Below are 21,018 nucleotides of genomic sequence, written 5' to 3'. Positions count from 1 at the left end.
CCTGCTCGGGATGGGTGATCGGGTGGGTGATCGGGTGGTGCCGGGACTGCGCCGAGACGGGTGGTGCAACTGCGTGGTGGTGGGTGCGTGGTGGTGGGTGCGTGGTGGGTGGGTGCGTGGTGGGACTGGTCGTGCGGTCACCAGGACGTGGCGACGTACTGGGCCTCCATGAACTCGAGGAGGCCCTCGGTGCTGCCCTCGCGGCCGAGACCGCTCTGCTTGGTGCCACCGAAGGGCGCGGCGGGGTCGGAGACGAGACCGCGGTTGAGCCCGACCATGCCGCTCTCCAGGCGCTCCGCGAGGCGGAGGCCGCGCGCGAGGTCGCGGGTGTAGAGGTAGCTGACCAGGCCGAGATCGGTGTCGTTGACGACCGGGAGCAGGTCCTCCTCGCGCTCGAAGCGGACCACCGGGGCGACCGGGCCGAAGACCTCCTCGTGCAGCACCCGGGCGTCGGCGGGCACGTCGACCAGCACGGTGGGCGGGTAGAACGAGCCCGGCCCGCCGGTGGGGCGGCCGCCGATCATGGCGCGGGCGCCGCGGTAGACGGCGTCGCGGACCAGGTGGTCGACCTTGCGCACGGCGTGGTCGTTGATCAGCGGGCCGCACTGGGTGGCCGGGTCGGGGCCCGGGCCGACCCGGATCGCGGACATCCGGGCGATGAGGCCCTCGACGAACTCGTCGTGGACCGAGGAGTGGACGAAGAAGCGGTTGGCGGCCGTGCACGCCTGGCCGCCGTTGCGCATCTTGGCGACCATCGCGCCCTCGAGCGCCGCCTCGACGTCGGCGTCGGCCAGCACGACGAACGGCGCGTTGCCGCCGAGCTCCATCGCGCACTTGAGGACGTTGTCGGCGGCCGTGCGCAGCAGCACCCGGCCGACCGCGGTCGAGCCGGTGAAGGAGACCATCCGGGTGCGCCGGTCGGTCAGCATCGCCTCCACGACGGGGCCGGGCCGGGACGTGGTGACGACGTTGAGGACGCCGTCGGGAAGGCCGGCCTCCTGCAGCAGCGCCGCCACGGCCAGCGCCGTCAGGGGGGTCTCGGCGGCGGGCTTGAGCACGGTCGTGCAGCCCGCGGCGAGCGCCGGCGCGATCTTGCGGGTGGCCATCGCGGCCGGGAAGTTCCACGGCGTGACGAGCACGCTGACACCGACGGGCTGGTAGGTCACCAGGAGCCGGTTGGCCCCGCTCGGGGCGTGGCCCACCTGTCCGCGCAGGCGGACGCCCTCCTCGGCGTACCAGCGGAAGAACTCCGCCGCGTAGGCGACCTCGCCGCGCGCGTCGGCGAGCGACTTGCCGTTCTCCAGGGCGATGAGCAGCGCCAGCTCCTCGCTGCGCTCGAGCATCAGGTGGAAGGCGCGCATCAACAGGTCGGCGCGCGAGCGGGGCGACGTGGCGGCCCAGTCGGCGGCGGCAGCGGCCGCGGCGTCGACCGCGGCCACGGCGTCGGCGGTGTCGGCGTCGGCGACCGTGGCGAGCACCGAGCCGGTGGAGGGGTCGTGCACCTCCAGCCGGTTGCCCGTGCCGGCAGGTCGCCACGCACCGGCGACGAACAGGTCGGTCGGCACGTCGATGGCGTCGACCACCGGGCGCAGCACCTCGTCCACGACGGTCATCGCGCACCTGCCGGGGTGGTGAGGTCGTCGGTCGGCAGCACGGCATCGCGCAGGGCCGCGCGATCGCCGGAATGGGCGGCGCGGACGATGCGCTCGAGGCCGTCGACGTCGAGCGGACGCGGGTTGTTGGCCACGAGACGCTCGGCTCCGCTCGCCTGCTCGGCGGTCCAGCGGAGCTGGTCGGCCGGCAGGCCGATCTCGGCGAGCGTCGCCGGGATGCCGACGGAGGCGAGCAGCGCGGCGACCCGGTCGATGGCCTCGTCGGCCAGGTCCTCGGCGGAGGCGTCGGGCGAGGCGCCCATGGCCACCGCGATCGCCGCCATCTCGGCCACCCGGGCCGGGCGGTTGTACTCCATGACGTAGGGCAGCAGGGCACCGACGCCGATGCCGTGCGGCGTGTGCGTCAGGGCGCCGACCGGGTACTGGATGGCGTGCGCGGCCGCCGTGCCCGCGGTGCCGAGGGCGAACCCGCCCGCGGTGGCGCCGAGCATCATCGCCTCGCGCGCCTCGACGTCGTCGGGGGTCGACCAGGCCCGGTGCAGGCTGCCGGCGATGAGCCGCACGCCGAGCAGGGCGTAGGTGTCGGTCAGCTCGTTCTTGCCCACGAAGACCCGCTCGGTGGCGAGCCCGGTCGTCAGCGGGCGGCGTACGGCGGTGAAGGCCTCCACGACGTGCGAGAGCGCGTCGGCGCCGGCGCTGGCGGTGAGGCCGGGCGGGCACCCGAGCGTGAGCTCGGGGTCGCACACGGCGACCTGGGGGATCAGGTGCGGGCTGGAGATGCCCACCTTGCTGACCCGGTCGGGATCGGTGAGCACGGCCACCGGGGTCACCTCCGAGCCGGTGCCCGCGGTGGTCGGCAGCGCCACGACCGGCACCACCGGCCCGGGCACCCGGAGCTCGCCGTAGTAGTCGGCCGGCGAGCCGCCGTGCGCGAGGAGCACCGCGACCGCCTTGGCGAGGTCCAGACAGCTGCCTCCGCCCATGCCGACCACGACGTCTGGCCGTGCCGCGGCGGCGAGCTGCGCGCACTGCGTCACCTGGTGCACCGGCACGTCGGGCTCCACCTCGGCGAAGGTCGTGACGTGCACCCCTGCCTGCTCGAGGAGGCCCACGAGCTGGGCGAACTCGGCGGTGGCACCGAACCGGGCATCGGTACAGACCAGTGCGCGCGACCCGAGGGCGGCGGTCACCGTGGCGAGGGCGTGACGCTGCCCGGCTCCGAACAGGACCTGGCGCGGACCGCGCAGGACGCCGAGCAGGCTCATGGGGGCTCCGTGGTGGGGGAGGGAATCGAGGGCGAGTGCACGGACCGGGTGCCGCGAGGGCCCGTTCCCCCACCGCAGACGCCCTGACCCATTTCCTATACGATCTGATTCGTGCGAGAGCATGAGTCACCGCACCGGCCGCTGTCAACGGTCCGGCCAGCACTGGTGAGAAGGGACCGGACAGCATGGACGAGGCGAGGACGGGCGAGCCCCCCGTGTCATGGGTCGCTCCCACCGGTGGGCGCAGGCGCCTCGAGCGTCCTCGTGGGCGGCTGGCCGACGAGGTCTACGACGCCCTCCTGGGACAGCTGATGTCGTTGCGCATCGAGCCCGGCTCCCGCGTCACGATGGACGCCCTGGCCCGCGAGCTGCGCGTCTCGCAGACCCCCATCCGCGACGCGCTCAACCGGATGGAGGCCGACGGCCTGGTCGTCCGGGTGCCGCACGCCGGCTACCGGATCCCCCCGCAGATCACCCGCGACCGCTTCGAGGACATGGTCGAGATCCGGCTCCTCCTCGAGCCGTCCGCCGCCCGCCACGCGGCGGAGCGCGCCACGACCGGCCAGGTCGAGGAGATGCGCCGGCTGCTCGAGGAGATGGGCCAGCTCGTCGAGGGCGGCCGCCACCTCGCCTACGGCGCCTTCGGCCTGCGCGACGCCGCCCTCCACGACCTCGTCGCCGACAGCGCGGGCAACCAGGTCGTGCGCGAGGCGCTCGCCCGCCTGCACACCCACGTCCACCTGTTCCGGCTGCTCTACGACGCGGAGGTCACCTTCCTCGCCATGGGCGAGCACGAGGAGGTCGTCGACGCGATCGCCTCCCGTGATCCCGATGCCGCCGCCTATGCGATGCGGCGCCACATCCTGCTCTCGCGAGACCGGTTCCGCCGTCTCTTCGAGGAGTCCGAGCAGGATCTGGACGCACCACCCCTTGACGCGGACGGTCGCCCGCAGCGATCCTGACCCGACCGATCCGATCGGATCCGATCCTGTGGTCGGGCTTGCTCGGGTCCGGACCGCTCGTCTTTGCCGCCCTCAGCCAAGGAGACCCAGGTGCCCAGAGCACTGCTCATGACCGGCGACGCCGCCGAAGAGCTCGACACCATGTACCCCTACTACCGCGTGCAGGAGGGCGGGTGGGACGTCGACGTCGCCTCCCTCACCACGCGCGACGTCCAGCTCGTCATCCACGAGTTCGACCCCAACTGCGACGCCTACGTCGAGAAGCCCGGCCGCAAGCTGCCCGTCGACCTGACGTGGGCCGAGGTCGACCTCGAGCGCTACGACGCCCTCATCATCCCCGGCGGCCGCGCCCCCGAGTGGATCCGCGTCGACCCCGACGTCCGCCGGATCACCGAGCACTTCTTCGCCCGCAACCTCCCCATCGCCCTGGTGTGCCACGGCGCCCAGGTGCCCGCGGTCTACGGCCTCCTCAAGGGCCGCAGCACCGCGTGCTTCCCACCCATCGCCGGCGACATGGAGAACGCCGGGGCGACGGTCGTCGACGCCCCCGACTGCGTCGACGGCAACCTGGTCTCCTGCCGCGGCTGGCCCGACATGCCGCAGTTCGGCCGGGCCATGATGGAGGTCTTCGACAAGTCCATCGGCGGCGCGTCGGCATGAGCCGTGGCCTCCCCGCGGAGGCCGCGACTCGCACGCCGGGGGAGGTCGTCGACGTCGACGGCTCGCCCGTCCGCGTGCACGAGACCGGGGCCGGGCACGCCGTGCTGATGCTACACGGCTCCGGTCCCGGCACGACTGCCGCCGGCGCCTGGGCAGCGACCGCGGCGGCGCTCGCCGGCTCGCACCGCGTGGTCGCGCCCGACCAGGCCGGCTTCGGCCGCACCCCGCTGCCGGCGGGGTCGTCGGGCGGTCGCCGCACCTGGACCGACCAGGCCGCCGGCCTGATGGACGCCCTCGGCGAGACGTCCTACGCCGTCGTGGGCCACTCGATGGGCGGCGCGGTGGCGCTGGCCCTGGCCGCCGCCCGTCCGCAACAGGTCACCCATGTGGTGGCCGTCGGCACGATGGGCGCCCCGGGGGCGCCGCTGTCCGCCGACCTCGACGCGGTCTGGGCCGCACCCCCGACCCCCGACGGCGCACGCGACATGACCTGCCGGCTGGTCCACGACCAGCGCCTCGTCACGCCGAAGGCCGTGGCCGCCCGCACCGCGGCGATGCAGGCGGGCGCGGAGGCGTTCGCGACGCTCTTCCCGCCGCCTCGATCGCGGTGGGTCGACGACCTGACCCTCTCCGCCGACGAGCTGGCGGCCATCCGGGCGCCGGTGCTGCTCGTCCACGGGGCGCACGATCGCCTCACGCCGCTCCGGACGGCCGCGCTGCCGCTGCTCGAGCACCTCGATGACGTACGCCTCCACGTCCTCGGCCGGTGCGGTCACGCGCCCGCCCTCGAGCAGCCCGCGGAGTTCCAGGAGCTGCTGGCCGGCTTCCTCGCCCGCTGAGCGGGCGCAGCGTCAGAGGTTGACCGACGTCAGAGGTTGATCGTGATGTCCGCGTCCTTGCGGAGGTCCGTGACCAGCTCCGTGGCGACCTTGCCGACCTGCTGGGCCTCGGCCTGCTCGACGAGCTGGTCGCGCACCTGGTCGAAGGGCGGGATCTCCTGCCCGCCGCCCGACGCGGCCTGCTGCTTCTTGGCCTGCGCGTAGATCTTGCGCAGCTCCTTGTCGGTGGGCTCGAGCGGGCCGTCCTCGTCGGCGACGAGCTGCTCGACCATCGCCTGGGTCTCGACCTGCTCGCGGGCCTGCTCGGCGCTCAGGCCCTGGGCCTCGACGGCCTCGAGGAGCTCGTCGGCCGACCCCATGCCGTTCTGCTTCGCCAGGTCGGCCAGCTCCTCGTCGACGGCCTCGTCGCTGACCTCGAGGCCACGCGACTCGGCCTCCTGCAGCAGCAGCTCGGTGTCGACGAGGTTGTCGGCGGTCTGCTTGCGCAGCGCCTTCTCGTCGGGCTCCTCCCCGGTCATCTGCGCCTGGGCCGCCGCCTGCTGGAAGGCCGCCTTGTAGATCGGCACGAACTCCTCCTTGGTCACCTGCTCGCCGTTGACCTCGGCGACCACGTCGGGGATCGCGTCGAGGTCGGGCTGGGGGCCCTCGGCGGCGCCGTCGGAGGCGCTCGCGGACGGCGAGGAGCTCGACGAGGAGTCCTTGGCGTCGTCGGACGCGTCCGACCCGCCGCAGGCGGAGAGCGTGAGCACGGCGGCGACCGACAGGGCGCCGATCACGGTGCGGGTGCGGGAGGTCATCAGGGAGAACACGGAGGAAGTCATCGGTAACGACGGTACGCACCCAACCTGAACGCCGTCCTCAGGGTCCTCAGGCCCTGGGGGCGGGACGGCTCAGAGGTCCTCGAGGGAGTCGGGCACGGTGAGCGCGTCGGGGTCCTGGCGCACCGGGAGCTGGGCGAGCGCCGTGCGTACGAGCGTCAGTCGCGCCGCGACCGCCACCTTCTGCCGCAGCCGGCCCACACCGCTCTCGCCGAGGGTCTGCTCGACCGCGGCCGCGATCTGGGCGTCGGTGAAGGTGGGCCGGGTGCCCGCCGGCACCTCGACGTCGGGCAGGGCGAGCAGGACGGGCAGGACCTGGCTGCCGACCGCCTCGAGCAGGTGGTAGCGCTCGATCTTGCTCATCGACTCCCAGGCCGCCTCGCCCTTGGCGCGGCGCCCGACCTTGCCGCCGGCCACGATCTTGGCGGCGGCGGTGACGGCCACGGTCAGCTCGTGCTCGGTGAAGCGCATGGCCCCAGCATGCCCGACCCGTCGAGACCGGGACGGACCGGCACTGGCCCGCCTGTCAGTAGTGGGCGGTCATCACGTGCTTGATGCGCGTGTAGTCGTCGAAGCCGTAGCCCGACAGGTCCTTGCCGTAGCCCGACGCGCCGAACCCGCCGTGCGGCATCTCCGAGACGAACGGGATGTGGGTGTTGACCCACACGCAGCCGAAGTCGAGCTCGCGGGTGAGTCGGTCGGCGGTGCCGACGTCGCGGGTCCACACGCTCGCGGCGAGGCCGTAGGGGACGCCGTTGGCCATCGCGAGCGCCTCGGCCTCGTCGTCGTAGGACTGCACCGTCAGGACGGGGCCGAAGACCTCCTCCTGCACGATGCGGTCGTCCTGGCGTACGCCGGTCACGACGGTCGGCGCGAAGAAGAAGCCGGCCTCACCGTGCCGGGCGCCTCCGGTGCGGACGCTCGCGTGGGCGGGCAGGTCGGCGAGGAACGACTCGACCTTCGCGAGGTGGGCGGCGTTGTTGAGCGGACCGTAGTCGGCCCCGTCGTCCGACGGCGGGCCGGCCCGGGTGGCCTCGGCCTCCGTGACCAGCAGCTCGACGAGCTCGTCGTGCACGCTGCTGTGGACGATCACCCGGGTGGCGGCGGTGCAGTCCTGGCCGGCGTTGAAGTAGGCGGCCGCGGCCACCATCTCGGCGGCCCGGGCCAGGTCGGCGTCGGGCGCCACCACGACCGGCGCCTTGCCGCCGAGCTCGAGGTGGACCCGCTTGAGCGACCTCGCGGCCGACAGCGCGACCTCCGTGCCCGCGCGCACCGAGCCGGTGATCGCGACGAGTCCGGGGGTCGGGTGCTCGACGAGGTAGCGACCCGTGGAGGCGTCGCCGTTGACCACGTTGAGCACGCCGGGCGGCAGGATCGCGCCGGCGATCTCGGCCAGCAGGACGGTGGAGCGCGGCGTGGTGTCGCTGGGCTTGAGGACGACCGTGTTGCCCGCCGCCAGCGCGGGCGCGATCTTCCAGATCGCCATCGCGAAGGGGTAGTTCCACGGCGTCACCTGGCCGACGACGCCGATCGGCTCGCGACGGATCGCGGAGGTGTGGCCCTCGAGGTACTCCCCCGACGACTTGCCCTCCAGGAGTCGCGCGGCGCCGGCGAAGAAGCGCAGCTGGTCGACGCCCTGGTCGACCTCCTCGCTCGCGATGTGGCGCACGGGCTGCCCGGTGTCGCGGGCCTGCACCTCGCTGATCTCGTCGCGGCGCTCCGCGATCGCGGTCGCCAGGTCGAGCAGGTAGCCCTGGCGCGCGCCCGGGGTGAGCCGCTTCCAGGAGGCCGAGGCCCGCTCCGCGGCGGCGTACGCCCGGTCGACCTCCTCGTGCGTCGAGACGGGCGAGCGCCCGTCGGGTGCGCCGGTGACGGGGTCGACGAGCTCGATGAACTCGGTGCTCGCCGACGCGACGAGCTCGCCGTCGATGAAGTTGCGGATCGTCGGGTCGGTCGGCTGGTCGGTCGGCTGGTCGGTCATTGCTCTCCTCGGCGGGCGGTCAGGCGACGTAGATCTTGCGGATGGTCTCGTGGACGACCCAGGTCGTGTGCTCGCCGGCCCGCAGGCGGACGACGCTGCCCGGCCCGAGCTCGACCTGCTCGCCGTCGTCGAAGGTCACGCTCGCGGCGCCGGAGAGCACGACGAACACCTCGTCGACCTCGACGTCGGTGGCGGTGCCCGGGGTCATCTCCCACACCCCGACCTCCACGCCGGACACCGCGGCCAGCGCGCGCGAGCCCGCCGCAGGGGCGCCGGCCAGGACCGTGCCCGGGTCGAGGGGCGCGGTCGGCACGGGCGCGGCGGTGTCGAGGACGCGGGTCGCGGCGGGGCTCATGGCTGCATCGTCCCCAGCGGGGCGGGGCGCGGCGGCCGACGATCTGTCGTCACTTCGCCCCTCCGCCCAACAGTTCGTCTGCCACGAGCGCGACGTGCAGCGAGACCCGGACGTCAGGGTCGTCGAGGTCGGCGCCGAGGATCGACTCGATCCGTGCCAGCCGGTCGTAGAAGGCCGCGCGCGACAGGTGCAGGCTCGCCGCGGCCTCGGTCTTGCTGGCCGGGTGCAGCACGAGCGCGCGCAGCGCCGCCACCAGCTCGGTGCGCGCCCCGTCGGCCCGGTCGTGCTCCTGCAGCGGCCCGAGCTCGCGCTCGACGAAGAGGCGGACCCGCTCGTCCTCGCCGAGCAGCGCCAGCAGCCCGCGCAGGTGCAGGTCGGCGAGGCGGTGCACCCCGGGATCGTGCTCGCGCCTCACGGCGGGAGCGGCGTCGGCGACCTGCCCCGCCTCGGCCACCGTGCGGGCCACCCCGGCCGGGTCGGCGACGGGGCGGCCGGCGGCCACCAGCACGTCGTGGTGGGCCCGCACGCGCGCGGCGAGCCGGTCGACCAGGTCGTCGGCCGAGGACGCGGGAGCGCTCGAGACCAGCACCCGCAGGTCGCGCTCGACCTCGCAGACCAGGGCCGGCAGGCGCAGCGCGTGGGCGGCGCGGACGACGGTCGCGGCCACCTCGTCGGGCTCGGCGGAGGGCGAGGCGCCGACGCGCGGGCGGACCACCACGCCGGTCAGGGTGCGCCGGCGCACCGGGAAGCCGGCCAGCTCGCAGCGTCGTCGTACGTCGTCGGAGTCGGGGTCCTCGCTCAGCCCGGTGAGCAGCTCGAGGTGCGTGCGGCGCATGAGCGTGCCGCGGTCGCGGTCGTGCAGGCGGTGCAGGGCGAGGGCCGACGCGGCCCGCTCGGCCACGGCCACGAGCCGCTGCGACGGCGTCTCGGGTGAGCCGATCACCAGCCGTCCCCACGCCCGGTCGGTCGTGCCGAGGCGGGTGACGAGCCACCCGTTGGCGGCGTCCCAGCCGGTGCGGCCGGCGACCTCGACGCGCTGGGACCGGGCCGGCCATCCGTCGAGGAACCCGCCGCCGTCGTCCGGGCCGGCGAAGTAGTCGAGCGGGCGGTGCTGGGCGTTCTCCACGACCACGGGCGCGTCGGCCAGGCGCTGCACCGCGCGGAGGATCTCGGCCGGGCTCGCGAGGTCGTAGCCCAGGTCGGTGAACGTCTCGTGCACGCGCTGGGCCTCGCGCAGCTCGGCCAGCTGCCGGTCGACCACCCGCTCGCCGATCTCCTGCGCGAGCGTGGCGAAGCGGGTCTCGCGCGCCAGCACCACGAGCGGGAGCCCGTGCTCCTCGCAGGCGGCGACGAGCGGGTCGGGCAGCGCCGAGGCCCATCGTCGGCCGAGCTCGACCACCACCCCCGCGCTCCCGACGTCGACGAGGGCGTCGACGAAGGCCTCGAGCCCGGCGGTGTCGTCGTCGTCGGGGAGGCCGGTGCCCATCGTGAGCAGCAGGTCGCCGGCTCGCAGGAGCTCGCCGACGTCGAGTCGCTCGGTGGCGTGCACCCACCGGATCGGCCGGCCGGCCCCGGCGGCACCGGCGACCACCTCGGGCGCGGCGCGGCGCAGCGCCGGCAGCTCCAGCGCCTCGCGCAGCGTCACCCCCGGCGTCACGTCGACCACGGCGGCAGCCTACGGCCGACGGGGTGACGATGTGTCCGGCGACCGGCCGCTTTGCCGACGATCCGACACCCGCGCGTGCGACGTACGACCAGCAGGATGAGCGCCATGAGCACCCCGAATCCGCAGGACGTCGTGCACTGGGCCGACGGCGCGCCGCTGACCGGCTCCCCCCTCGGCTGGGCCGACGTGACCAACCCCGCCACCGGCCGGGTGACCGGCCGCGTCGCGCTGGCCAGCGAGGAGGACGCCGCCGCCGTGATCGGCGCCGCGTCGCGCGCCGCCGCGCCGTGGGCGGCCACCTCGCTCGCCCGACGCACCCAGGTCCTGTTCGCCTTCCGCGAGCTGCTCAACAGCCGCAAGGACGAGCTCGCCGCGATCATCAGCAGCGAGCACGGCAAGGTGCACTCCGACGCGATGGGCGAGATCGCCCGTGGCCTCGAGGTCGTCGAGTTCGCGTGCGGCATCTCCCACCTGCTCAAGGGCGGGCACAGCGAGAGCGCCTCGACCGGCGTCGACGTGCACTCCAAGCGGGTGCCGCTGGGCGTGGTGGGCATCATCAGCCCGTTCAACTTCCCGGCGATGGTGCCGATGTGGTTCTTCCCGATCGCGATCGCGGCGGGCAACACGGTCGTGCTCAAGCCCAGCGAGAAGGACCCGAGCGCGGCCAGCTGGATCGCCGCGCTCTGGCAGGAGGCCGGGCTCCCCGACGGCGTCTTCAACGTCCTGCACGGCGACAAGACCGCGGTCGACGCGCTGCTCACCAGCCCCGACGTGCAGGCGATCAGCTTCGTCGGCTCGACCCCGATCGCGGAGTACGTCTACGAGACCGCGAGCCGCCACGGCAAGCGCGTCCAGGCCCTCGGCGGCGCGAAGAACCACATGGTGGTCCTGCCCGACGCCGACCTCGACCTGGCCGCCGACTCGGCCGTCAACGCCGGCTACGGCAGCGCCGGCGAGCGCTGCATGGCGATCAGCGTCCTCGTCGCGGTCGACCCGATCGGCGACGAGCTCGTCGCCCGGGTCGCCGACCGCACCCGCACGCTGCTCATCGGCGACGGCGGTGCCGACGCCACGGCCGCGGGCGAGGGCAAGGAGGCCGACATGGGTCCGCTCGTGACCCGGGCCCACCGCGACAAGGTCGCCTCGTACATCGACTCCGGCGAGGCGGCCGGCGCCAAGGTCGTCGTCGACGGGCGCGACGTCGCGGCCCGCGGCGGCTCCGACGACGTGGCCGAGGGCTTCTGGCTCGGGCCCACGCTGTTCGACGAGGTCACCCCCGACATGGAGATCTACCGCGAGGAGATCTTCGGGCCGGTGCTCTCGGTCGTGCGGGTCGCCAGCTACGACGAGGCGATCGCGCTGGTCAACGCCAACGAGTACGGCAACGGCACGGCCGTCTTCACCAACGACGGCGGGGCCGCCCGCCGCTTCGAGGCCGACGTGACCGTCGGGATGATCGGCGTCAACGTGCCGGTCCCGGTGCCGGTCGCCTACTACTCCTTCGGCGGCTGGAAGCGCTCGCTGTTCGGCGACACCCATGCCCACGGCACCGAGGGCGTGCACTTCTTCACCCGCGGAAAGGTCGTCACCACCCGGTGGATCGACCCCGCCAACCGCCCCGAGGGCGGCCTCGAGCTGGGATTCCCGCGCAATGACTGACCCGACGACGGCCTCGGACCTGGCCGGCACCCACGACGCCGCCCGGACCTACGAGCTCGACCGCGCCCACGTCTTCCACTCCTGGTCGGCGCAGGCCCAGATCAGTCCGATGGTCGTCACCCGCGCCGAGGGCAGCCACGTGTGGGACGGCGAGGGCCGGCGCTACCTCGACTTCTCCTCCCAGCTGGTCTTCACCAACCTCGGCCACCAGCACCCGCGCATCGTCGCGGCCATCCGCGAGCAGGCCGCGCACCTGTGCACGATCGCCCCGGCGGTCGCCAACGGCGCCCGCTCGGAGGCCGCCCGGCTGATCGCGAGCCACACCCCCGGCGACCTCGACCACGTCTTCTTCACCAACGGCGGCGCCGACGCCAACGAGCACGCCGTACGCATGGCGCGGCTCCACACCGGCCGGCACAAGGTGCTCACCACCTACCGCAGCTACCACGGCGGCACGCACCTCGCGGTCAACATGACCGGCGACCCGCGCCGGTGGGCCAGCGACCAGGGGTCGACCGGCACCGTGCACTTCTTCGGCCCGTTCCTCTACCGCAGCCCCTTCCACGCCACCAGCGAGGCCGAGGAGTGCCAGCGCGCGCTCGAGCACCTCGAGCAGGTGGTCGCGCTGGAGGGGCCGGCGACGGTCGCGGCGATCGTGCTGGAGGCCATCCCCGGCACCGCGGGGATCATGGTCCCGCCGCCGGGCTACCTGGCCGGGGTGCGCGAGATCTGCGACCGGCACGGCATCGTGCTCGTCGCCGACGAGGTCATGTCGGGCTTCGGGCGCAGCGGGCGGTGGTTCGCCGTCGAGCACGGCGACACCGTCCCGGACCTGCTGACCTTCGCCAAGGGCGTCAACTCCGGCTACGTCCCGCTCGGCGGGGTCGCGATCAGCGACGCCATCCACGCGACGTTCGCCCACCGCGCCTACCCCGGCGGGCTCACCTACTCCGGGCACCCGCTGGCGTGTGCCGCCGCCGTCGCGACGATCCGCGCGATGGAGGACGACGACATCGTCGGTCGCGCCGAGCGGCTCGGCGCCGAGGTGCTCGGGCCCGGCCTGCGCGAGCTGGCGGACCGGCACGAGTGGATCGGCGAGGTGCGCGGCACCGGCGCCTTCTGGGCCGTCGAGCTGGTCGGCGACCGCCGGACGCGCGCCCCGCTGGCCCCCTACGGCGGCTCCAGCCCCGAGATGGCCGCCATCGTGACGGGCTGCCAGGAGCGCGGGATGCTGCCGTTCAGCAACTACAACCGCATCCACGTCGTGCCGCCGCTGACGACCAGCGACGAGGAGGCCCGCGAGGGCCTGGCGATCCTCGACGCGGCGCTGACCGCGGCCGCCGGCTGACCGACGACGTGCCCCGCCCCCACCGGCACGCCACCGCCTACGAGCGGCACGCCCCCGACCCGCGGCTCGTCTCGCGGTCGCTCGCCGGCAGCCGCCTCGGTGCTTTCTGGCTCGACGACGTCGGCGCGCGGCCGGCCCACGACCCGCTGAGCGGCTCCACCCGTGCCGACCTGACCGTCGTCGGCGGGGGCTACCTCGGCCTGTGGGCGGCGGTGCACGCCAAGCGCCGCGATCCCGGCCGCCGGGTGGTGCTGCTCGAGTCGCAGACGGTCGGGTGGGCGGCCTCGGGGCGCAACGGCGGCTTCTGCGAGGCCTCGCTGACCCACGGCGAGGACAACGGGCGCTCGCGCTGGCCCGAGGAGTACGACGTCCTGGAGCGGCTGGGCGAGGCCAACCTCGACGCGTTCGAGGCCGACGTCCGCGACCTCGACCTGGCCTGCGAGTGGGAGCGCACGGGGGCGCTGTCGGTGGCGGTCGAGGAGCACCAGGTGGAGTGGGTGCGCGAGTCCGCGCACTTTCTCGACCGCGCGCAGGTGCGGGCGGCGATCGACAGCCCGCTCTTCCTGGCCGGCGAGCGCGAGCCCGCCACCGCGCTCGTCCATCCCGCCCGGCTCGCCGCCGGCCTGGCCCGGGCCGCCACCGACCTCGGCGTCGAGGTGCACGAGCACTCGGCCGTGACCGGCGTACGCCGCGAGGGCGGTGTCGTCGAGGTGTCCACCGCCCGCGCCACCGTCACGTCCGACCAGGTGGTCCTGGCCACCGGCGTCTTCCCGGGCCTGCTGCGCCGCAACCGGCTGATGACCGTGCCGGTCTACGACTACGTGCTCGTCACCGAGCCGCTCACCGCCGACCAGCGCGCGTCGATCGGCTGGGCCGGGCGCGAGGGCCTCGGCGACCTGGCCAACCAGTTCCACTACGCCCGCCTGACCGCCGACGACCGCATCCTGTGGGGCGGCTACGACGCGATCTACCCGGCCGGCGGTCGGATGCACGTACGCCACGAGGACCGGCCGGACAGCCACGCGCGGCTGGCCTCGCACCTCCTCGCCACCTTCCCCCAGCTCGAGGGCATCCGCTTCACGCACCGGTGGGCCGGCGCGATCGACACCTCCACGCGGTTCGCGGCGTTCTACGGCACGACCCACGGTGGCCGGGTGGCCCACGCTGCCGGCTTCACCGGCCTCGGCGTCGCCGCGACCCGCTGGGCCGCCGAGGTGCTCCTCGACCTGCTCGCCGGCCGACCGACCGAGCGCACCGAGCTGCGGATGGTGCGCGAGCGCCCCCTCCCCTTCCCTCCGGAGCCCCTCGCGTCCGTCGGCATCAACCTCACCCGCTGGTCGCTCGACCGCGCCGACCACCGCCATGGCCGGCGCAACGCGTTCCTCCGTGCCCTCGACCGGGTCGGGCTCGGCTTCGACTCCTGAGCCGACCACACCGCGTCCAGGGACGTCGGACACGGGCTCCGGGTGACAATCGACTCGCGGATCGGGAACCCCCCGACCTGAGCGGACAGTAGTGGGTTGTGAGCACAGGACATCGTGACCTCCGCCGGAGGCTGCGCCAGGGAGACCGGGCCGCGTTCGACGCCGTCTACGCCGAGCACGTGGACGGCGTCTTCACGCTGGCGCACCGCCTGACGGGCCACTGGGCGACGGCGGAGGACGTCACCTCGGAGACGTTCCTCGCCGCGTGGCGCACCCGCGAGTCGATCACCGACGACGACCGCCCCCTGCGGCCGTGGCTGTGGGGCATCGCGACCAACCAGGCGTTGAACGCACGCCGCAGCCGTCGCCGGTTGACGACGTTCCTCGCCCGTCGTCCACGCGACGAGTCGGTGCCCGACCTCGCCGACGAGGTGGTGGAGCGCCTCGACGAGGCGGACGTGCTGGCCCGGGCCGCCCGGGTGATCGGGTCCCTGCGCCGAGCGGAGGCAGAGGTCGTCGCGTTGTGCGTGTGGTCGGGACTGACCTACGCCGAGGCCGCGGAGTCCCTCGGCGTGCCGGTCGGCACCGTGCGGTCCCGGTTGTCGCGCGCCCGCGCCCGGATGCGCGAGCTCGTCGCCGATCCCGACCCTCCATCTGCTCGACCGCCGACCTCGCCCGCCGCCTGCGGCCCCGTGCACCCCACGGGGCCCGTCCCACCCGTCCGACCCGTCCGACCCGTCCGACCCGTCCGAGGAGGACGACCGTGACCCGCGACCTCGACGAGCTCCGGCGCAGCCACCCCGCGCCCCACGACATCACCCTGTCCCCCCTCCACCGCGCCCGCCTCCGCTCGCGCGTGGACCTGGCGATCGACCGGCACGAGGCCCGGCGCAGGGTCGTACGTGGCATCGCCGCGCCGGCCACCGTGCTCGCCTGCGCGACGGCGGTGGCGACGGTGGGCGTGCTCGCCCTGACCGGCGACTCGCCTGCACCCCGGCCCGAGGCGACGCGCGCGGTCATGACGTCGCTGGCCGCGACCCGGGTGCTCGACGGTGCCGCCGACCGGGCGCTCGCCTCGCCGGCGGCGACGGTGCGCGAGGACCAGTTCGTCTACACGCGCAGCGCCGTGATCACCAACGAGGGCAGGCTCGGCGAGGACGTCGTGCTGGGGCCGGTCCGCGAGCGGGAGACCTGGCTGGGCCAGGACCCGGGCCCCTTCGGCTGGCAGGACGACCTGATCCGTGAGCTCGGACAGGACTGGCCGCTCGAGTCGGGCGGACCGTCGCCCGCCGGCGCGCGCCGCCCGACGTACGCCTGGCTCGCACAGCTGCCCACCGACCCGGACGCGCTCCTCGACGTCCTCGACCGCGCGGCGGTGCCCGTCGACGGCCAGGAGCAGCAGCAGGCGACGTTCGAGCTCATCGGCTCGCTGGTGTCGGAGCAGCTGGTGCCACCCGACACGGCGGCGGCGCTCTACCGCGCCGTCGCCCGGATCGACGGGGTCGAGGTCGAGCACGGCGCCACCGACGCGCTGGGGCGCCGCGGGGTCGGCATCACGCGCACCGACGCGCGCTTCCGCACCCGTACCACGTGGATCTTCGACGCGAGCACCTACGAGCTGCGCGGCACGCGATGGTTCTTCACCCACCCCGACGGATCGCCCGACACCCTCTTCGGCGCCACCGCCGTGCTGGAGACCGCCGTGGTCGACAGTGCCGGCCAGGCACCCGGCTCGAAGACCTGACCCGGCACCTCCGCGCCCTGGCGGCCGCTGGACACGTCCCGTCCCCGCTAGGACACCCGGATCCGGGCCGTTGAGCGGGGACGTACCCGCTCCACCCCAGCCCCGGCGTACGCCCCGGCGCCACGGTCCGGACTGGACGACGCTGCACGGGTCCGGCGCGCCCACTGGACACGTCCCGTCCCCGCTAGGACACCCGGATCCGGGCCGTTGAGCGGGGACGTACCCGCTCAACCCAGCCCCGGCCTACGCCCCGGCGCCACGGTCCGACTGGACGACGCTGCACGGGTCCGGCGCGCCCACTGGACACGTCCCGTCCCCGCTAGGACACCCGGATCCGGGCCGTTGAGCGGGGACGTACCCGCTCAACCCAGCCCGCGCGTACGCACCGACGGGCCGCCGAGGGAGACCGCCACCCGGGTCGAGCTCAGCCCCGGAGGCCGCGTACGGCGGGAAGGACCTGCTCGCCGAGGTCGGCGAGGAAGCGCTGCTGGTCGTGGCCCGGGCCGTGGAAGACGAGGTGGTCGAAGCCGGCCTCGACGTAGGGGCGGACGGCGTCGACGACCTCGTCGGGGGTCGTGGCGACGATCCAGCGCGAGGCGACCTGGTCGAGGGGCAGCCGGTCGGCGGCGGCGGCCATCTCGACCGGGTCGTGGAGGCGGTGCTTGTCCTCCGCGCTCAGCGACAGCGGAGCCCAGAAGCGGGTGTTGTCGAGCGCCTCCTCGCGGGTGGCCGCGTAGGACAGCTTGATCTCGATGAGCCGGGCGAGGTCGCCCGGCGAGCGCCCGGACGCGGCGAGGCCCTCGTCGACGGCCGGGAGCAGCTTGTCGGTGTAGAGGTCCATGCCCTTGCCGCTGGTGCAGATGAAGCCGTCGCCGACGCGGCCGGCGTACTTGGCCATCTGCGGCCCGCCGGCCGCGACGTAGATCGGGACGCCGCCCTCGGGGCGGTCGTAGACGGTGGCGTCGACGGTGCGGTAGTGATCGCCCTCGAAGGTGACCCGCTCACCGGCCCACAGCGCGCGCATGAGTCGTACGGCCTCGCGCAGCCGGGCCCAGCGCTCGCGGAAGTCGGGCCAGTCCTGCAGCCCGACGGAGATCTCGTTGAGCGCCTCGCCCGTGCCCACCCCGAGCACCACGCGCCCCGGGCTCAGCAGCGCGAGGGTGGCGAGCTGCTGGGCGAGCACGGCGGGGTTGTAGCGGAACGTCGGGGTCAGCACGCTCGTGCCCAGCACCACGCGCTCCGTACGCTCGCCCATGGCCGCGAGAGCGACGAGTGCGTTCGGCGCGTGGCCGCCGTCGTGGCGCCACGGCTGGAAGTGGTCGCTGACCCAGACGCTGTCGAGGCCGACCTCCTCGGCCCGCACGCCGAGCTCGACGAGCTCGCGCGGGCCGAACTGCTCAGCGGATGCCTTGTAGCCGACGGAGAGGGGGGTCACCGCGCCATGGTGGCACGGTGACCCCGATCCCGGAGTGACTCGCGGGAGGTCAGGCTGCCGGTGAGTAGTCGACCAGGCCGGCGCGCAGGTCGGCCAGGATCCGCGTGAGCACGCGGGAGACCTGGGCCTGGGTCAGGCCGACGGCGTCGGCGATCTCCTGCTGGGTCTGCTCCTGGAAGTAGCGCAGGCGCACGATCCGGCGATCGCGTGCGGTGAGCACGCCCATGAGCGGCTCCAGCATGAGCCGGGCCTCGGCACGCGCGATCGCACGGTCCTCCGCACCCAGCAGGTCGCCGAGCGTCGAGGACCCGTCGGACACCGGTGCGTCCAGCGAGGTGGGGGTGAAGCAGCCGTCGGCCGCCAGCGCCTCCACGACGCTGTCCGGGTGCTCGCCGAGGTGCTCGGCGATCTCGCTGGGGCGAGGCGAGCGGCCGTGCATGGACTCCAGCTCCTCCTTCGCGCCCGCGATGCGGGTCTGCAGGTCCTGGACCCGGCGCGGGGGCCGGACCATCCACCCGGAGTCGCGGAAGTGGCGGCGGAGCTCGCCCCGGATCGTCGGCACCGCGAACGACAGGAAGTCGTGCCCGGCGCCGGGATCGAAGCGCTGCGCGGCCTTGGTCAGCCCCAGCAGGGCGACCTGCTCGAGGTCGTCGAGGTCGATGCCGCGGTTGCGGTAGCGGGAGGCCATGCTGCGGGCGACCGCGGCGTTGGTCTCGATGAGCTGACGGATCAGCTCGTGGGCGTCCGCGTCGCCGAGGGCGCCTCGGAGGTCGTTGACGATGGCGTCGGTGCGGCGTGCGCGGGCCTTGCCCTCGAGGGGCTGGACGGGACGGGACTCGACGAGGGCGGGTCCAGCGGGGCGTTCAGTAGCGATCGACATGATGACCACGTGCTCGCTTTCGTGCGTGGATGGTGCTTGCCGTGGTCTCCAGCAAGGACGATCACCTCCACGGTCGCATGGTCTGGACCAGCGCGACAGCCGGAAAGCGAACTCACCCGTCAGGACGAGTGGCGCAGCAAGGTCTGTCCAGGGTTCTCGCCGAACACCTGGCGGTACTCCGCGGCGAAGCGGCCGGGGTTGAAGAAGCCGAAGCGGGCCGCGGCGTCGCCGACGTTGGACACCGATCCGTCGCGCAGCGCCTGGTGGACCAGGTCGAGGCGGACCCGGCGCAGGTAGGCGTGCGGGGTGCAGTCGAGGTGGCGACGGAACGCGTACTGCAGCGACCGCGGCGTCACCGAGCAGGCGCGCGCGATGTCGGAGAGGGTGAGGTCGCCGCCGGCGCGCTCGTCGATGAGGCGCTGCGCGCGGCGCACCGTGGCCTGCGTGGCGTCGCCGACGTCACGGGCTGCCATCGCGTCGGTCACCAGGTTGTTGTCGAACGTGTGCAGCAGGCTGTTGGCCAGCAGCCGGGACGACTCGACCCGGGCCAGCGAGTCGACCGGCGCGGACAGCGGGGCACTGAGCCGGTCGACGACGGCGCGCCACTGGGCCGCCGCGGCGGGCGAGCGGGGCACGTAGCGGGCGAAGGTGAGGTCGGCCGCCGTCTTGTCGAGGTCGATGTCGGCGATCGCGGAGTCGAGCGCCTCGGCCGACACGCTGATGTTGCGCACGTCGTAGCCGTTGCCCCTGCCGCTGAAGGGCATGTCCCAGCCGGCCGCCAGCACGGTGTCGCCCTCCCGGCCCTGGTCGGTGACCGAGTCGCGGGTGTACTCGAGCTCCCCGGCGAACACGTCGACCACGACCAGCGTCGGCATGGCCTCGGCGTCGAAGCGGACGGGGGCGTCGATCTGGAGCCGGTCGAACGACACCGAGCCCCGGGTGCGCCGCTGGTGGTGCACGGTGCCCATCTGGCCGCCCAGCCCCAGCGAGGCGCCGTAGGCCGTGTCGAGCCACTCGCGCGCCTGCTCGCCGTCACCCTCGAAGTCGAAGGACTCGGCGACTCCTCGTCGGATGCCTTGACCCGGCACGGGCACCTCCAGCGTAGGACGTGCGGACGACCCGTGGCTTGAGTCCACCGTGAGAATAGCCCACGATCCCCTCGCCTGCCCAGCGAGGGCACGAACCCACCGGTCTGTAGAGTGGCCTCGCTCGAACCGTCGAGCTCCGCCCTGTGTCCGCGGACCTACGTCATGTGAAGGTGACGATGTCTGGGACACCCCTACCCGAGGGCGGGTCGACGCCTCCCGCCGACCCCCTGCGCGACGAGGTCGCGCAGCTGCACGAGGCCGTGAAGTCGCAGCGCGACATCGGCATGGCCATCGGCCTGCTGTCGGCGCGGTACGCCTGCAGCACCGAGCAGGCGTGGCGCACGATCGTGCGCGTCTCGCAGGACAGCAACACCAAGGTGCGCGCGGTGGCGCGGGTCCTGGTGTCCACCCACGACGGCACCGCATCCGAGGCGGACCGCGAGACGCTGGCGCGGTTCGTGGCGCACCTGCCCGCGTCGGGGTGGCCGGAGGGGCAGCCGGCCGGGGAATAATCCGGTCCATGAACATCGACGACGCCGCGCTGGCAGACAGCCTGCGGCGACTCTCCCAGCCGCGCGAGGACGACGGGAGCATCGTCTCGGCGCTGCAGGTCGTCGTCGCGGCGTGCGTGGACCTCTTCGGCGTGGACGGCGCCGGGATCCTGATCGCCGACGAGCAGGACATCCTCGTCTACGCCGCCGCCAGCGACGGTCCCGGCCGGATGCTCGAGCAGACCGAGGCCGAGGCCGGCGAGGGGCCGTGCACGGAGGCGTTCGTGCAGGGGACCGTGGTGGGCAGCCGCGACGTGACCGGCGAGGTCGAGCGGTGGCCCGTGCTGGCCCGGGCGATGGCCGCCCAGCCGGTGCGCGCGGTGCTCGGCACGCCGGTGCTGATCGGCGGGGTGCCGGTCGGCACGCTCGACGTCTACCGCAGCCGCCCCCACGACTGGGACGACAGCGAGGCGGCTGCGCTGGGGCGCTACGCCGAGATCGTCTCGACCACCCTCGCTGCCGCCCTCCAGGCCCACACCGCCGGCGAGCTCGCCCGGCAGCTGCAGTACGCCCTCGACTACCGCGTGCTGATCGAGCGGGCCGTGGGCTACCTGATGGCCAAGCTGTCGCTCGATGCCGTCGGCGCCTTCAACGCCCTGCGCCACGCCGCCCGCAGCAGCCGCACCAAGATCGGCGTCGTGTCGCAGCACGTCCTGGACACCGGCTCGCTCCCCGACTGAGACCCCGGGCCGGACGGCCCGGGCCCCTGGCCCCTCCCTGGGGATGGACC

20 protein-coding genes are annotated in these 21,018 nt (G+C 74.1%); 10 read left to right on the top strand and 10 right to left on the bottom strand.

Annotated features, from left to right (window positions below; all coding sequences use genetic code 11):
- Positions 1 to 137: 137 nt before the first annotated feature.
- Both JX575_RS02225 and JX575_RS02220 read right to left on the bottom strand, forming a co-directional pair.
- Positions 138 to 1,613 (bottom strand): NAD-dependent succinate-semialdehyde dehydrogenase, encoded by a 1,476-nt coding sequence (locus JX575_RS02225; RefSeq protein ID WP_186340066.1) that lies wholly within the window; start codon positions 1,611 to 1,613, stop codon positions 138 to 140.
- On the bottom strand, positions 1,610 to 2,878 hold the full coding sequence (locus tag JX575_RS02220) for an iron-containing alcohol dehydrogenase (protein ID WP_186340065.1): 1,269 nt from the start codon (positions 2,876 to 2,878) through the stop codon (positions 1,610 to 1,612). The genes JX575_RS02225 and JX575_RS02220 overlap by 4 nt, the downstream gene beginning before the upstream one ends.
- A gap of 185 nt (positions 2,879 to 3,063) precedes the next feature.
- Between JX575_RS02220 and JX575_RS02215 the strand changes: the two genes are divergently transcribed.
- The 3 genes from JX575_RS02215 to JX575_RS02205 all read left to right on the top strand — a co-directional run bounded on the left by JX575_RS02215 (position 3,064) and on the right by JX575_RS02205 (position 5,339).
- The gene (locus JX575_RS02215) at positions 3,064 to 3,840 is read left to right on the top strand and encodes a GntR family transcriptional regulator (RefSeq protein WP_186340064.1); all 777 of its coding nucleotides are present in this window, start codon (positions 3,064 to 3,066) and stop codon (positions 3,838 to 3,840) included.
- A gap of 90 nt (positions 3,841 to 3,930) precedes the next feature.
- Positions 3,931 to 4,500: a DJ-1/PfpI family protein gene (locus JX575_RS02210; RefSeq protein WP_186340063.1), complete on the top strand. Its 570-nt coding sequence runs from the start codon at positions 3,931 to 3,933 to the stop codon at positions 4,498 to 4,500.
- Positions 4,497 to 5,339 carry an alpha/beta hydrolase gene (locus JX575_RS02205; RefSeq protein ID WP_186340062.1) on the top strand — a complete coding sequence of 281 codons (843 nt, stop codon included), beginning with the start codon at positions 4,497 to 4,499 and terminating at the stop codon, positions 5,337 to 5,339. Before JX575_RS02210 ends, JX575_RS02205 begins: the two co-directional genes overlap by 4 nt.
- 29 nt (positions 5,340 to 5,368) lie before the next feature.
- On the opposite strand, the gene JX575_RS02200 is transcribed toward JX575_RS02205, so the two are convergent.
- The 5 genes from JX575_RS02200 to JX575_RS02180 all read right to left on the bottom strand — a co-directional run bounded on the left by JX575_RS02200 (position 5,369) and on the right by JX575_RS02180 (position 10,159).
- Positions 5,369 to 6,160, bottom strand: a complete 792-nt coding sequence (locus tag JX575_RS02200; RefSeq protein ID WP_186340061.1) for a SurA N-terminal domain-containing protein — start codon at positions 6,158 to 6,160, stop codon at positions 5,369 to 5,371.
- 69 nt (positions 6,161 to 6,229) lie between these two features.
- Positions 6,230 to 6,628: a hypothetical protein gene (locus JX575_RS02195; protein ID WP_186340060.1), complete on the bottom strand. Its 399-nt coding sequence runs from the start codon at positions 6,626 to 6,628 to the stop codon at positions 6,230 to 6,232.
- Positions 6,629 to 6,683: 55 nt separating this feature from the next.
- The gene (locus JX575_RS02190) at positions 6,684 to 8,138 is read right to left on the bottom strand and encodes an aminobutyraldehyde dehydrogenase (RefSeq protein WP_186340059.1); all 1,455 of its coding nucleotides are present in this window, start codon (positions 8,136 to 8,138) and stop codon (positions 6,684 to 6,686) included.
- Between the two features lie 19 nt (positions 8,139 to 8,157).
- On the bottom strand, positions 8,158 to 8,493 hold the full coding sequence (locus JX575_RS02185; protein ID WP_186340058.1) for a cupin domain-containing protein: 336 nt from the start codon (positions 8,491 to 8,493) through the stop codon (positions 8,158 to 8,160).
- 49 nt (positions 8,494 to 8,542) lie between these two features.
- Positions 8,543 to 10,159, bottom strand: coding sequence for a PucR family transcriptional regulator ligand-binding domain-containing protein (locus tag JX575_RS02180; RefSeq protein WP_241005301.1), 1,617 nt, complete (start codon positions 10,157 to 10,159; stop codon positions 8,543 to 8,545).
- Positions 10,160 to 10,264: 105 nt separating this feature from the next.
- On the opposite strand from JX575_RS02180, the gene JX575_RS02175 reads away from it, so the two are divergent.
- The 5 genes from JX575_RS02175 to JX575_RS02155 all read left to right on the top strand — a co-directional run bounded on the left by JX575_RS02175 (position 10,265) and on the right by JX575_RS02155 (position 16,334).
- Entirely contained in the window at positions 10,265 to 11,818 is a 1,554-nt protein-coding gene (locus tag JX575_RS02175) for a CoA-acylating methylmalonate-semialdehyde dehydrogenase (protein WP_186340057.1), read from the top strand.
- Positions 11,811 to 13,166 (top strand): aspartate aminotransferase family protein, encoded by a 1,356-nt coding sequence (locus JX575_RS02170; RefSeq protein ID WP_186340056.1) that lies wholly within the window; start codon positions 11,811 to 11,813, stop codon positions 13,164 to 13,166. Before JX575_RS02175 ends, JX575_RS02170 begins: the two co-directional genes overlap by 8 nt.
- Before the next feature lie 8 nt (positions 13,167 to 13,174).
- Positions 13,175 to 14,590 (top strand): FAD-binding oxidoreductase, encoded by a 1,416-nt coding sequence (locus JX575_RS02165; RefSeq protein ID WP_186340055.1) that lies wholly within the window; start codon positions 13,175 to 13,177, stop codon positions 14,588 to 14,590.
- Positions 14,591 to 14,688: 98 nt separating this feature from the next.
- A complete protein-coding gene (locus tag JX575_RS19765) occupies positions 14,689 to 15,357 on the top strand; it encodes an RNA polymerase sigma factor (protein ID WP_186340054.1) in 669 nt (222 codons plus the stop codon).
- On the top strand, positions 15,354 to 16,334 hold the full coding sequence (locus JX575_RS02155; RefSeq protein ID WP_186340053.1) for a CU044_5270 family protein: 981 nt from the start codon (positions 15,354 to 15,356) through the stop codon (positions 16,332 to 16,334). The genes JX575_RS19765 and JX575_RS02155 overlap by 4 nt, the downstream gene beginning before the upstream one ends.
- Before the next feature lie 424 nt (positions 16,335 to 16,758).
- On the opposite strand, the gene fgd is transcribed toward JX575_RS02155, so the two are convergent.
- From fgd to JX575_RS02140, 3 genes are all read right to left on the bottom strand, one after another.
- Complete coding sequence (gene fgd / locus JX575_RS02150; RefSeq protein ID WP_186340052.1) at positions 16,759 to 17,769, bottom strand: glucose-6-phosphate dehydrogenase (coenzyme-F420); 1,011 nt, start codon at positions 17,767 to 17,769, stop codon at positions 16,759 to 16,761.
- 49 nt (positions 17,770 to 17,818) lie between these two features.
- On the bottom strand, positions 17,819 to 18,649 hold the full coding sequence (locus JX575_RS02145; protein ID WP_186340051.1) for a sigma-70 family RNA polymerase sigma factor: 831 nt from the start codon (positions 18,647 to 18,649) through the stop codon (positions 17,819 to 17,821).
- Between the two features lie 119 nt (positions 18,650 to 18,768).
- On the bottom strand, positions 18,769 to 19,737 hold the full coding sequence (locus JX575_RS02140; RefSeq protein WP_186340050.1) for a helix-turn-helix transcriptional regulator: 969 nt from the start codon (positions 19,735 to 19,737) through the stop codon (positions 18,769 to 18,771).
- A 176-nt stretch (positions 19,738 to 19,913) separates the two neighbouring features.
- Here JX575_RS02140 and JX575_RS02135 point away from each other — a divergent pair, with 176 nt between their 5' ends.
- A complete protein-coding gene (locus JX575_RS02135; protein WP_186340049.1) occupies positions 19,914 to 20,249 on the top strand; it encodes an ANTAR domain-containing protein in 336 nt (111 codons plus the stop codon).
- An 8-nt stretch (positions 20,250 to 20,257) separates the two neighbouring features.
- Positions 20,258 to 20,968, top strand: coding sequence for a GAF and ANTAR domain-containing protein (locus tag JX575_RS02130; protein WP_186340048.1), 711 nt, complete (start codon positions 20,258 to 20,260; stop codon positions 20,966 to 20,968).
- Positions 20,969 to 21,018 lie beyond the last annotated feature (50 nt).

The organism is Nocardioides sp. zg-1228 (genome assembly GCF_017086465.1).
Classification (GTDB): Bacteria; Actinomycetota; Actinomycetes; order Propionibacteriales; family Nocardioidaceae; genus Nocardioides.
The sequence above is the reverse complement of the archived record's forward strand: the minus strand, read 5'-3'. Positions and strand labels throughout refer to the sequence as shown.

What these genes read in the sequence shown, in the direction of transcription:
- JX575_RS02225 (WP_186340066.1), bottom strand. Translation starts at nt 1,613, where the DNA reads ATGACCGTCGTGGACGAGGTGCTGCGCCCGGTGGTCGACGCCATCGAC.
- JX575_RS02220 (WP_186340065.1), bottom strand. Translation starts at nt 2,878, where the DNA reads ATGAGCCTGCTCGGCGTCCTGCGCGGTCCGCGCCAGGTCCTGTTCGGA.
- JX575_RS02215 (WP_186340064.1), top strand. Translation starts at nt 3,064, where the DNA reads ATGGACGAGGCGAGGACGGGCGAGCCCCCCGTGTCATGGGTCGCTCCC.
- JX575_RS02205 (WP_186340062.1), top strand. Translation starts at nt 4,497, where the DNA reads ATGAGCCGTGGCCTCCCCGCGGAGGCCGCGACTCGCACGCCGGGGGAG.
- JX575_RS02200 (WP_186340061.1), bottom strand. Translation starts at nt 6,160, where the DNA reads ATGACTTCCTCCGTGTTCTCCCTGATGACCTCCCGCACCCGCACCGTG.
- JX575_RS02195 (WP_186340060.1), bottom strand. Translation starts at nt 6,628, where the DNA reads ATGCGCTTCACCGAGCACGAGCTGACCGTGGCCGTCACCGCCGCCGCC.
- JX575_RS02190 (WP_186340059.1), bottom strand. Translation starts at nt 8,138, where the DNA reads ATGACCGACCAGCCGACCGACCAGCCGACCGACCCGACGATCCGCAAC.
- JX575_RS02185 (WP_186340058.1), bottom strand. Translation starts at nt 8,493, where the DNA reads ATGAGCCCCGCCGCGACCCGCGTCCTCGACACCGCCGCGCCCGTGCCG.
- JX575_RS02175 (WP_186340057.1), top strand. Translation starts at nt 10,265, where the DNA reads ATGAGCACCCCGAATCCGCAGGACGTCGTGCACTGGGCCGACGGCGCG.
- JX575_RS02170 (WP_186340056.1), top strand. Translation starts at nt 11,811, where the DNA reads ATGACTGACCCGACGACGGCCTCGGACCTGGCCGGCACCCACGACGCC.
- JX575_RS02145 (WP_186340051.1), bottom strand. Translation starts at nt 18,649, where the DNA reads ATGTCGATCGCTACTGAACGCCCCGCTGGACCCGCCCTCGTCGAGTCC.
- JX575_RS02135 (WP_186340049.1), top strand. Translation starts at nt 19,914, where the DNA reads ATGTCTGGGACACCCCTACCCGAGGGCGGGTCGACGCCTCCCGCCGAC.
- JX575_RS02130 (WP_186340048.1), top strand. Translation starts at nt 20,258, where the DNA reads ATGAACATCGACGACGCCGCGCTGGCAGACAGCCTGCGGCGACTCTCC.